General features: G+C 52.6%; 11 protein-coding genes and 1 other RNA gene. All 12 read left to right on the plus strand.

Annotation, left to right across the window (positions count from 1 at the left end):
* Positions 1 to 305: 305 nt before the first annotated feature.
* The 12 genes from KIH86_RS10645 (at position 306) to KIH86_RS10700 (ending at position 10,982) form a co-directional block, all read left to right on the plus strand.
* Positions 306 to 692, plus strand: a complete 387-nt coding sequence (locus tag KIH86_RS10645; RefSeq protein WP_038692959.1) for a response regulator — start codon at positions 306 to 308, stop codon at positions 690 to 692.
* 328 nt (positions 693 to 1,020) lie between these two features.
* The gene (gene fba, locus KIH86_RS10650) at positions 1,021 to 1,872 is read left to right on the plus strand and encodes a class II fructose-1,6-bisphosphate aldolase (RefSeq protein ID WP_223081716.1); all 852 of its coding nucleotides are present in this window, start codon (positions 1,021 to 1,023) and stop codon (positions 1,870 to 1,872) included.
* A 317-nt stretch (positions 1,873 to 2,189) separates the two neighbouring features.
* Positions 2,190 to 3,443: a UDP-N-acetylglucosamine 1-carboxyvinyltransferase gene (locus KIH86_RS10655; protein ID WP_223081713.1), complete on the plus strand. Its 1,254-nt coding sequence runs from the start codon at positions 2,190 to 2,192 to the stop codon at positions 3,441 to 3,443.
* Between the two features lie 455 nt (positions 3,444 to 3,898).
* On the plus strand, positions 3,899 to 5,260 hold the full coding sequence (gene rho / locus KIH86_RS10660; RefSeq protein WP_223081711.1) for a transcription termination factor Rho: 1,362 nt from the start codon (positions 3,899 to 3,901) through the stop codon (positions 5,258 to 5,260).
* A gap of 45 nt (positions 5,261 to 5,305) precedes the next feature.
* On the plus strand, positions 5,306 to 6,589 hold the full coding sequence (locus tag KIH86_RS10665) for a radical SAM protein (protein ID WP_223081708.1): 1,284 nt from the start codon (positions 5,306 to 5,308) through the stop codon (positions 6,587 to 6,589).
* 112 nt (positions 6,590 to 6,701) lie between these two features.
* Entirely contained in the window at positions 6,702 to 6,899 is a 198-nt protein-coding gene (gene rpmE / locus KIH86_RS10670; protein ID WP_038692964.1) for a 50S ribosomal protein L31, read from the plus strand.
* Positions 6,900 to 7,055: 156 nt separating this feature from the next.
* An RNA gene (ffs, locus tag KIH86_RS10675) (signal recognition particle sRNA large type) lies at positions 7,056 to 7,323 on the plus strand.
* A 137-nt stretch (positions 7,324 to 7,460) separates the two neighbouring features.
* Positions 7,461 to 9,227 carry a DNA polymerase III subunit gamma/tau gene (gene dnaX, locus KIH86_RS10680; RefSeq protein ID WP_223081705.1) on the plus strand — a complete coding sequence of 589 codons (1,767 nt, stop codon included), beginning with the start codon at positions 7,461 to 7,463 and terminating at the stop codon, positions 9,225 to 9,227.
* Positions 9,228 to 9,271: 44 nt separating this feature from the next.
* A complete protein-coding gene (locus KIH86_RS10685) occupies positions 9,272 to 9,583 on the plus strand; it encodes a YbaB/EbfC family nucleoid-associated protein (protein WP_223081703.1) in 312 nt (103 codons plus the stop codon).
* Positions 9,584 to 9,619: 36 nt separating this feature from the next.
* Positions 9,620 to 10,219, plus strand: a complete 600-nt coding sequence (gene recR / locus KIH86_RS10690; RefSeq protein WP_223081701.1) for a recombination mediator RecR — start codon at positions 9,620 to 9,622, stop codon at positions 10,217 to 10,219.
* A 216-nt stretch (positions 10,220 to 10,435) separates the two neighbouring features.
* Entirely contained in the window at positions 10,436 to 10,690 is a 255-nt protein-coding gene (locus tag KIH86_RS10695) for a hypothetical protein (RefSeq protein ID WP_223081718.1), read from the plus strand.
* Between the two features lie 25 nt (positions 10,691 to 10,715).
* Positions 10,716 to 10,982 (plus strand): pro-sigmaK processing inhibitor BofA family protein, encoded by a 267-nt coding sequence (locus KIH86_RS10700; RefSeq protein ID WP_223081699.1) that lies wholly within the window; start codon positions 10,716 to 10,718, stop codon positions 10,980 to 10,982.
* Positions 10,983 to 11,243: the final 261 nt, after the last annotated feature.

Consider the following 11,243-nt stretch of genomic DNA (forward strand, 5'->3'; position numbering starts at 1 on the left):
AAAAAAGAGCGAGCCATCTGTACGATGACCTGCTCTTTTTCTTCATTTTTGGGCCTGTGCCTTATCTTAATGACATTGCTTTATCGGGGCCCTTTTTTTTCGCAAATCCGCCTATGTAAAAAGACGAAGATCGGACTTCTGCAATCTGCCTATCGTGCTATTTTGCGGAATTAATATACGCAATTTTACCATTTAGCAGGAATTTGACAGGAAAGCACGAATACTAGTTCAACGAATGGATTGGTGGAGAGGAAAGGCGGGCGCGTCAGACATAGTGGGGCTCTATATTCGGGGGAGGTTTACAAATGGATAAGAAGAAAGTGCTAATCGTCGATGACCAGAACGGGATAAGAATCCTGCTCATGGAGGTGTTCAACAGCGAAGGTTATACAACCTTTCAGGCGGCTAACGGCAAAGCGGCTTTGGATATCGTCAACAGCGATCGCCCCGACCTGGTTCTTCTCGACATGAAAATCCCGGGAATGGACGGACTGGAAATTCTGAAGCATATCAAGGAGATCGATCCGGCGATCAAGGTCATCATGATGACGGCGTACGGCGAACTGGATATGATCAAGGAGGCGACCAAGCTGGGGGCGCTCATGCATTTCACCAAGCCGTTCGACATCGATGAAATGCGGGTAGCCGTTAATCTCCATCTGCGGACAGGGTCCATCGATCAATGCAGCTAGAGTCTGGGATTCCGCTCCGAATGAGCCGGAGTCCTTTTTTGTGCTGTCTTCAGTGAGGAATATAGAACGTTCGGATGCCGAGAAAAGGGTACTGAGTCGCGTTTTTTTCTGAGCAGGAGGAAGCAGATATAGGGTGGATAAGTCCCGTTATATTGGGTAATAAAGGAAGGGCGAGATGCGTCCGGAAATAGGGGTGGATAAAATTCGTCCCGCCGGGACATTTTTTTGCTTAACCTATTTAGGTTTTGAGACAGGTTGTGCTATAATATGCCTGTATGTGATGTCGGCTTACAAATAAGCGAGAAACCATCTTTAGGAGGATGAATTTATGCCATTGGTATCGATGACAGAAATGTTGAAGAAAGCCCTGGAAGGCAAATATGCTGTAGGTCAATTCAACATCAACAACCTGGAATGGACACAAGCGATTCTGAGCGCGGCTGAAGCGGAGAAATCTCCTGTTATTCTTGGCGTATCCGAAGGCGCAGCACGTCATATGAGCGGTTTCTACACAATTGTTAAAATGGTTGAAGGCCTGATCCACGATCTGAAAATTACCGTTCCGGTAGCAATCCACCTCGACCATGGTTCGAGCTTCGACAAATGTAAGGAAGCTATCGACGCTGGCTTCACTTCCGTTATGATCGACGGATCCCACCATCCGATCGAAGAGAACGTTGAAATGACCCAGAAGGTTGTTGAATACGCTCATTCCAAAGGCGTATCCGTAGAAGCCGAAGTTGGTACTGTCGGCGGACAGGAAGATGACGTTGTAGGCGGCATCTTGTATGCCAAACTGGAAGACTGCGTAGCGATCGCCAAGACTGGCATCGATACTCTGGCTCCTGCTCTGGGCTCCGTACACGGCCCTTACAAAGGCGAACCGAACCTCGGGTTCAAGGAAATGGAAGAAATCCGCGACGCTGTTAAGCTTCCGCTCGTTCTGCATGGCGGCACTGGCATTCCGGAGCATGACATCAAGAAGTCCATCTCCCTGGGAACTTCCAAGATCAACGTGAACACTGAGAACCAAATTGAATTTGCGAAGGTTGTCCGTGAAGTGCTTGCGGCTAAACCGGATGCATACGATCCTCGTACCTTCATCCAACCGGGCCGTGAAGCCATCAAGGAAACGGTTATCGGCAAAATCCGCGAATTCGGCTCCAGCAACAAAGCGTAAGAACAGCAGACATTGGGCAATTCCGCCCGTTTCGGTTATAATGAACTGAATAGCTTTATAATGGAGAGCACACCGCATAGTCGGTGTCTTTCCATTTTAAATATGAAGATTTATTGGCTTTGTGCTGCAATACATCGGAACACCGTTTATCGCACAGGTGTACCGTTTCTTCCATGCGATCTTTACTTTGTTAATTGCTGTGGCGCGTTGTGGGAGAGTGCAAGGTATGTCTGCCATGTACGCCTGACAGTCATGCAGCAAGCCGCGGTTCGTATTGCCGGGCAGCGGCAGTACATCTAGGGGGAACCAATTAATCGATGGAAAAGTTAATGATTGGCGGCGGAAGACCGCTGAAGGGCATGGTTACAGTCAGCGGTGCGAAGAACAGTGCAATCGCGCTTATTCCGGCGGCTATTTTGGCCGAATCGGAAGTTACTCTTGATAATTTGCCCTCCCTTAGCGATGTGGCTGTGTATTCCGAAATTTTGCAGGATCTTGGAGCGGAAGTGGCATGGTCGGGAAGCCAGATGGTGATCGATCCCTCCCGCATTGTCTCCATCCCTATGCCGAACGGGCCTGTGAAGAAGCTGCGAGCCTCTTATTACATGATGGGAGCGCTTCTTGGTCGGTTTAAAGAGGCAACCATCGGATTGCCAGGCGGCTGTAATTTTGAACCGAGACCGATCGATCAGCATATCAAGGGCTTTGAGGCGCTCGGAGCGACGGTGTCGAACGAGCACGGTGCCATTCATCTGTATGCCAAAGAACTGAAAGGCGCCAAAATCTATCTGGACGTGTCCAGTGTCGGCGCAACGATTAACATTATGCTGGCGGCTTCGCGTGCCAAAGGCTCTACAATTATCGAAAATGCGGCTAAAGAGCCTGAGATTATAGATGTTGCCACACTGCTTAACTCCATGGGCGCCATTATCAAGGGTGCCGGAACCGAAACAATCCGGATCGAAGGCGTATCGGAAATGCACGGCTGCCGTCACTCCATTATTCCGGACCGAATTCAGGCGGGGACGTACATGATCGCTGCCGCAGCTACCCGGGGAGATGTGGTCATCGACAACGTCATTCCGAAGCATCTGGAGGCGCTGACAGCCAAACTGTTGGAAATGGGCGTGGAAGTGGAGGAACTGGACGAAAGCATCCGGGTCATCGGTCGGGCCGTCTACGAGCCGGCTGATGTTAAAGCGCTCGTCTATCCGGGGTTTGCCACCGATCTGCAATCACCGATGACGACCATGCTGACCCAGGCGCAAGGCGTGAGCGTGCTGAGCGATTTTGTCTACAGCAACCGCTTCAAGCATGTGCCGGAGCTGCTTCGCATGGGCGCGAAGATTCGCGTTGAAGGAAGATCGGCCATTATCGAGGGCAGCAGGCTGAATGCGGCCAAGGTTAAGGCGGCCGATCTGAGAGCCGGCGCGGCTCTCGTGATTGCCGGACTTACCGTGGAAGACGGAATTACGGAAGTCACCGGGGTCGAATTCATCGACCGCGGGTATGATAATCTGGTGCCCAACCTCCGTATACTGGGTGCCGAGGTATGGCGGGAGGAAGAATAGCCTCTAGGCCTCGTACATCCAAATGGAGCGCAGGGAGCGGTTGTGCCAAACGGCATTTTCCGCTCCGCTGCCTCTCTATTTTCCCCGTTTCCCAAAAAAGATTTAACCTCTGCTGCATATCTTTCCCCATTTTGGGTAATGCTATCCTAATGAGGATTTTTTCCATACTTGAGCATTATGTTAGAATGATACAAAATGCTGATACTTGAAAGAGCCAAGCGAAATCACTTTCTGCACTATCATTACAGGTTTACCGATTATGCAACCGATCCCTCGCTTCTACATGCAGGTGTGCGTGCTTCAGCACATGAAGCCTGACGGCTATCTCGGCCGCCTTTCCGTTCACCTACCCTCTGCAAATTGTCACCTATTTTTCTGACATGCCAGACTTTTTTGCGATCTTTTATTTAAGTGTCTCTTTTTGCGAATTTATTAATTGAATAGGTGGTTATTACATGGATCTTCAAATTTCCGACTTGGAAGAAATGAAGCTGACCGAGCTGTACAAGCTGGCCAAGAAATACCAGATCCCATATTACGGGCAAATGAAGAAAAGAGAGCTGATCTTTGCGATTCTGCGGGCGCAGGCCGAGCAAAGCGGTTTGATGTTTATGGAAGGCGTGCTCGAAATTTTGCCGGAGGGCTATGGATTCCTTAGACCGATCAATTATCTGCCAAGTGCGGAGGATATTTATATTTCGGCTTCACAGATTCGCAAATTCGATCTCCGGACAGGGGACCTCGTATCCGGCAAATGTCGGACGCCCAAAGAGAATGAGCGCTACTTCGGGCTGCTTCAGGTTAATGCCGTTAACGGGGAGAACCCTGCAACCGCGGCTGAACGTCTGCATTTCCCGGCGCTGACACCGCTTTATCCGCAGGATAAGCTTTCGCTGGAGGCCTCGCCTACCCACTTGTCCACCCGAATCATGGATCTGCTCGCGCCGGTTGGCCTTGGTCAACGCGGGTTGATCGTAGCTCCGCCCAAAGCGGGCAAGACGCTTCTGCTGAAGGAGATTGCCAATAGCATATCCAACAACAATCCCGAGATTGAGCTGTTCGTACTGTTGATTGATGAAAGACCGGAAGAGGTTACCGATATGCAGCGCTCCGTGAAGGGCGAAGTGGTGGCTTCCACATTCGACGAGCTTCCCGAGAATCACATCAAGGTGGCGGAGCTCGTGCTTCAGCGTGCGCTGCGTCTTGTGGAGCATAAGAAGGACGTTGTGATCCTGCTCGACAGCATCACCCGGTTGGCGCGGGCGTATAATCTGGTCGTTCCTCCGTCGGGCAGAACGCTTAGCGGTGGTATCGATCCGGCTGCGTTCCATCGTCCGAAGCGCTTCTTCGGTTCCGCCCGGAACGTCGAGGAAGGCGGCAGTCTGACCATTCTGGCGACGGCGCTTATTGATACAGGCTCGAGAATGGACGATATTATTTATGAAGAATTCAAAGGCACGGGGAATATGGAGCTGCATCTGGACCGCAAGCTGGCGGAGCGCCGGATTTTCCCGGCCATCGATATCCGCCGTTCCGGTACGCGGCGCGAGGAAGTGCTGCTGACCAAGGAAGAACTGGACACCATCTGGTCGATTCGCAAGAGCATGAACGATTCATTCGATTTTGTGGAGAATTTCATCAAGAAGCTCAGAGACAGCAAGACCAATGCCGAGTTCCTGGCTTCTTTCGACGTGGCTGGCAGCAAGGAATCCGGCAGCGCGAGCTCTACGGCCAGCGCGGGAGGAACCTCGAACAGCGGAGCCTCCGCGCGGCGTCCGGTTCGCCCGAAGGCGGCTTCCGTCACAACGACGACCTGAGGACAACCGAGAGTTATTATTCATCATAGTTAAGAGGAGATTACCATGCATTTAGTGTATGCCGACGGGCAAGGAAACGTATATGATCATCCGGAGCTGTATGGACTGGCCCGAAGCGGAGATATGCTTGTCGAACTGCTGGAGGAAGAGCTGATCCCGCTGCCGGAAGGGGCGACGCTGTCTCTTCTGCCCTGTACGCGAGCCGTTGGAATGAATCCGGAGACCGGTGAAATGCTGCCGCTTCCGGAAGACTGCCATGCGGTCGGCGCCCTGCTCCCCCAAGGGTTTACACGCCTGTGCCTGCCGGGTTATGTCAAGACAGACAAGACCTACAAGCTTCCGCTCTTCGGCTATTCGGCGGTTGTGTGGAAGGACGGGGGGTTCTATGTGGCCGCCGATGCGACCGACGATCCCTATAAATGGAACCCCATGAATTGCGACCGTGACGCCGTCCGCAGCGGCGTAGAGAGTCTAACTGCCAAGTATCCGGAGAATCGGCTGTATGGTCATCTCACGAACTGCGCCCTGGGATATGAGTGCCTTACCTCGTCCAATACGTTCCTGAACCGCTGGGAAGGAGGCGTTCCGGTATCGTATTCCTGCAATGCGGGCTGTTTCGGGTGCATTTCGGAGCAGCCGGACGATAGCGGATTCGTCTCTCCGCAGACGCGGATGAATTTCCGTCCCCGGGTTGATGAGATTGTTCAGGTTATGCTGGAGCATTTGAAGACACCGGAATCAATCATCAGCTTTGGCCAAGGCTGCGAGGGAGAGCCCTCGACTCAGGCCAAGCTTATTATCGACGCCATCCGCGAGGTGCGCTCGGTAACCGACATGGGTTACATCAACATCAATACGAATGCGGGACTCAGCGATCATATGCGCGGGATTGTGGACGCCGGCCTTGATTTGATGCGGGTGAGCACAATCAGTGCGCTGGACGATCACTATAACGCTTATTACAAGCCTCGGGCCTACACGCTTGCCAATGTGGAGAAATCGCTCAAATACGCTACAGCCCAGGGTGTCTATACATCCATCAACTATCTCATCTTCCCCGGCGTAACCGACCGCGAAGAAGAGATTGAGGCCATGATTGAGTTCGTAAAGCGAACCGGCCTGAAGCTGATCCAGATGCGGAATCTCAACATTGATCCGGAGAGCTATCTGGAGCTGATTCCGCCGGCCCAGGGCGAAATTCTCGGCATGAAGACGATGCTGGAGATTTTCCGGGAGGAGCTGCCGGATGTTGTCATCGGCTCTTATACCCATGTGCCGCCTGCCGGCGAAGCCAGACCGAAGCGGGCAGTCATTAACCAGCAGAGCTGATTTGTCAAGGAAAAGTATTGCCTCGGCCCAAGGTTCGTGATAAACTACACTCATATGTCTTATATCAACTCTGGGTCCGCATGAGGCTCAGGGCAAAAGAGGTGAAATCAAAATGCAAAACGCTATTCAACCGAAATACAACGTCGTAACTGTTACTTGCGCCTGCGGCAACACTTTCGAATCCGGCTCTGTGAAACAGGACCTGCGCGTCGAAATCTGCTCCGCTTGCCATCCGTTCTTCACAGGCAAACAGAAATTCCTGGATGCCGGCGGTCGCGTCGACAGATTCAAGAAGAAATACGGTATCTAATCCGGGCTCTCCGCCCGGTCATAAACCCTCCGGACTTTGGTCTGGAGGGTTTTATTGTCATGAAATGGGGCATATCGTTGGCCGATTATGGGGCCCCTGCTTATATCTTCTTGTCCGGTTGACTTTTTGAGTCGGCGTAGGATATACTTATCTTCGCCGTGCTAGACGGGGAGGTAGCGGTGCCCTGTAACTCGCAATCCGCTATAGCGAGGTTGAATTCCTGTTAGAGGTGCCGTCGATGTGAGGCTTGGTCCCTGTGCACTGTGTTGACGGCTGGGTCCTCCGCAATGAGCGCTTGTGAACCTGGTCAGGTCCGGAAGGAAGCAGCCATAAGCAAGTTTGCTTTTGTGCCGGAGGGTAGCCTAGCCCGAGCAGCCGCACAGGGGTGCCGCTTGGATCGCGGTCATCAATAACAGGTGCGCGGTTTAACCTATACAATAATAAGCATCTATCGCATGTGCGACAGATGCTTTTTGTTTTTGGTCATGGTGCGGAGAATATAGTATAATTCAGGTAGCGATTAACGCCCAAGAAGCGGCGCTGAAAGAGGGTAATGCAGAATTGGAACACATTGCGTTGTACCGTGCCTGGCGGCCTCAGTCTTTTCAGGACATGGTGGGACAGCAGCACATTATCCAGACGCTTCAAAATGCGATCCGCGAGCAGCGGGTTTCTCATGCCTATTTGTTCAGCGGCCCGCGAGGCACCGGCAAGACTACGGCGGCCAAGGTGCTCGCCAAAGCGGTGAACTGCGAGCGGGGTCCGGGTCCGGAGCCCTGCAATGAGTGCCCTTCGTGCTTGCGCATTGCTTCGGGCGCTGTGATGGATGTGCAGGAGATTGATGCGGCGTCCAACCGGGGTGTGGAAGAAATTCGCGACCTTCGGGATAAAGTGAAATACGCGCCGACCGAAGTGCGGCGTAAAGTGTATATTATCGATGAAGTGCATATGCTGACTACGGAGGCTTTCAATGCTCTGCTCAAGACACTTGAGGAGCCGCCGGCGCATGTCATGTTCATATTGGCGACAACGGAGCCCCATAAGCTTCCGGCAACCATTATTTCGCGCTGCCAGCGCTTTGATTTCCGCAGGGTTTCGCTTGGCGAACAGACGGGCCGCTTGAGAGTCATCTGTGATCAAGAAGGGATCTCCGCGGAAGACGAGGCTCTACAGTATATCGCCCGCCTGTCGGACGGGGGGATGCGCGACGCTCTGAGCGTTCTTGATCAGATTTCCTCCTACACGGATGGGCAGGTGACGTACCAGCAGGTACTTGGCATGACCGGGGGCATTCCGGCAGAGCAATTCGCCAAGCTGGCAAGAGCTATTCTGGCTGGCGATATGGGCCAGCTTCTTGAGCAGGTCGAGCAGCTGATGCATGAGGGCAAGAGCGCCGACAAATGTCTGGAGAACCTTCTGTATTACTTCCGGGATCTTCTGATGATTAAAATGGTGCCGAACTCCTCTGGTCTGACGGACAGAGTGCTGAACCCTGCGGATTTCCTTGATGTGGCATCGGCCTTCTCCCAGGCCCGGCTGTTCGACATTGTCGATACGCTGAACCGTTATCTGAGCGAGATGAAGTATGCGACACATCCGCAGACGCTGTTCGAGGTGGCGCTCATGAAGCTATGCAGCCCTTCCGAAGGTGAGGCTGTGTCCTCCGGTCCCGGAAGCGCTGCCGCAGCGGCTTCAGCTCCGTCCCGTCCTTCCGGGACGGACAGAAGCGAGCTGGAGGCGTTGAAGCGGCAAATTGCCGCCCTGGAGAAGAAGCTGGAGCAGGCGCTCCAAGCCGGAGGAGTTGCCGGTGCTCGTGAGACGACCCCCAAGCCTGCCAACAATCGGCCGGCCTCTGCGCCGCGCATCTCCTCCGTGTCGAAGCTGCCTCCGCAGATGGATAAATTCATGGCGGGGAAGGACAGCGGCGACTTCGCCCAGGCATTTAAGATGTGGGGGCAGGTGCTTCAGGGTGTCAAAGAAGAGAAGGTTACGGTGCATGCTTGGTTCGTAGATGGAGAACCCGTCTCCGTCACTGAGGATGCCGTCCTCGTCGCCTTTAAGAATACGATACACCGGGAGACTACGGAGAAAGCGGCCAATAAGCAGGTGATTGAGCGTGTGCTGGAACAGCGCCTGGGCAAGCCTTATCGGCTGGTCACCGTCATGCTTCGGGATTGGAATGAGGCCCAGACCAAGTCGGTTCAGCCTCCGGATAAGGAAGAGCTGCGACTGGAACATGAGCATGAGAACGGAGAGGCTTCCGAGGAGCCTTGGATTGATGAAGCCATTCAGCTGTTCGGCGAGGACCTCGTTGTCATAAAAGATTAAGGCCCAATATCGGCGGCTAATGGCTGCCCAAAGGAGAGATATGTATGAATAATATGAATCAAATGATGAAACAAGTGAAGAAAATGCAGGAGCAAATGCTGAAAGCCCAGGAAGAGCTCGGCAGCAAGACGATAGAAGGAACCTCCGGCGGCGGAGTCGTAACCGTTCAGGTTAATGGACATAAGAAATTGCTGTCGATTGCAATCAAGCCAGAAGCCGTTGATCCGGAGGATGTGGAAATGCTGCAGGATTTGGTTCTTACGGCGGTCAACGACGCTCTGACCAAAGCCGAAGAACTGGCCAACGCCGATATGGGCAAATTCACCGGGGGCATGAAGATTCCGGGCCTCTTCTAAGGTCTGTGTCAAGCTCATCATAAAGGAGATAACCAATTGTATTACCCCGAACCGCTTGCCAAGCTGATCGACGCTTTTACCCGTCTGCCGGGTATCGGTCCGAAGACGGCCGCCCGGCTGGCTTTCCATGTGCTGAACATGAAGGAAGACGAGACGATAGATTTCGCCAAAGCGCTCGTCAGCGTTAAGCGCAATCTTCATTACTGCTCGGTCTGCTGCAATATTACGGATACCGATCCCTGCCGGATTTGTCAGGATAAGACGCGCGACGCTTCGGTGATTTGCGTGGTCCAGGATTCCAAGGATCTTGTTGCCATGGAGCGAACCAAGGAATTCAACGGCTATTATCATGTGCTGCAAGGTGCCATTTCGCCTATGGAAGGCGTAGGTCCCGATGATATCCGGCTGAAGGAATTGCTGAACCGGCTCAGCGACGAGAGGGTTCAGGAGCTTATTTTGGCGACGAACCCCAACATCGAGGGGGAGGCCACGGCGATGTACATCTCCAGACTCGTGCGTCCTTTTGAACTAAAAGTAACTCGTATCGCCCATGGTCTGCCTGTCGGTGGTGACTTGGAGTATGCGGACGAAGTGACGCTGTCCAAAGCGCTGGAGGGCAGGCGCGAGCTTTTTTAAAAATAGAAGAATGTATAAGTGCGTGAGAAGGGGAGCCCGGGTAGGGCTTCTCTTTTTTTGTGTTAGAGCGATTATATGAGACTACAGCCCTTTTTTCCCGAGAACACGGAGTTTCCTGCGGCTTCTGGTTCTAAGTTCGTACTTGTCCTGATATGAATGAGAGTGTAGGAGAGACGGTTGTTTCTGCTGCAATCACCGAACGAAGGGGGAAACGGGATGGGCTGGTGGAGCGCGCTGCGCCGTCAAGTCGGCGGGCAAGAAAAGGCCAGGGACGAAGGCTGGGACGTTTTTGCTGAAGTGAGGAAGGCGCATATGGAGTGGGAGAGAGCCCATCTGATGTTCGATGAAGCTATGGGGCAGGATCAGATTGACTATGCGATATATATATTGGAAGCGGCGGAGCGCAAATATCAGATTCACCTCAAGCACGCCAAGATGATCGGGTTGAAACGAAACCAACTGCAGGATTAATAATGGAATAGGAGGGTGACGGCGCTTGAGAACGGCGGCTTTGGCAGTACTAGTGATCTCGGCGGTTCTACTGATTGCGATTGTGTTGAAAAAAAGACTGGGCTGGAGGTGGCTGGGCCTGTTTGGCTCCCACCTGGTTCTGGCGGCAATTGGCTTATATGTGGTTGATTTTACCCGTCTGGCGGGGGATTTGTACATCCCGCTGAATCCTGCCACGATTGGAACGGTGTCCATTTTGGGATTGCCCGGGGTTGCAGTACTGCTGGGATTGAAAGTTACCTTATTTGGGTAGTTGACGCTGAACATGAAGATGTGATACATTAATATTCGGCTCTTCGGGGAAGATAAAAGTCGACACCGGCCGACAAGCACGATGAAATCAGAGTTCGAAAAAAAGTGCTTGACGATAATAAAGAGTCTGTGATATATTATAAAGGTCGCTGCGTGAGACACAATGGAGCGGCGGATGAGACTTTGATCTTTGAAAACTGAACAACGAGTGAGTATTAAAGAGAAGAAATTCTCGTCAGATTCAAAATGAGCAATCAGCTTT

The sequence above is a fragment of the Paenibacillus sinensis genome (genome assembly GCF_019904155.1).
GTDB classification, from domain to species: Bacteria; Bacillota; Bacilli; order Paenibacillales; family Paenibacillaceae; genus Paenibacillus_AQ; species Paenibacillus_AQ sinensis.